This window comes from Citrobacter sp. VF227, assembly GCF_052950715.1.
On sequence record NZ_JBRFVF010000440.1, the window covers coordinates 1 to 459 of the forward strand.

Sequence of the window (459 nt, forward strand, 5' to 3'; positions counted from 1 at the left end):
CTGCTGATCCTCGTAGATGAACGGAGCGCTCAGCGCATCGATGATTCGGTTGCACAGACGATCGATATCGTTGTCTTCGCCCATGCGATGGAGCACGACGACGAACTCGTCGCCGCCCAGGCGCGCCACCAGGTCGCCATCGCGGGTGCGCTCGCGCAGACGTGACGCGACACCGATCAGCACCTCGTCGCCGGACGCATGGCCAAGGGTGTCGTTCACCGGTTTGAAGCGGTCGAGGTCGATATACAGCAGCGTCAGGGTCGAGCCGCTACGCAGCGAGGCCAGGTTCTGCTCGAGGTAGTCACGCAGGCGGCTGCGGTTGGGCAGCCCGGTCAGTGCGTCATGCTGCGACAGGTATTGAACCCGCGCCTGTGCCCGGGTCTCCTCGGTCACGTCGCTGGCGGTGCCGCGGTAGCCGAGCAGCTTGCCGTCGTGCTGGCTGCGCGCACCATCCAGCAC

Annotated in this window: 1 protein-coding gene; it reads right to left on the reverse strand. The window is 65.8% G+C overall.

Annotation, left to right across the window (positions count from 1 at the left end; all coding sequences use genetic code 11):
• The coding region (locus tag ACU8YC_RS27215) for a diguanylate cyclase domain-containing protein (protein ID WP_446896290.1) at nucleotides 1-459 on the reverse strand (459 nt) is incomplete at both ends.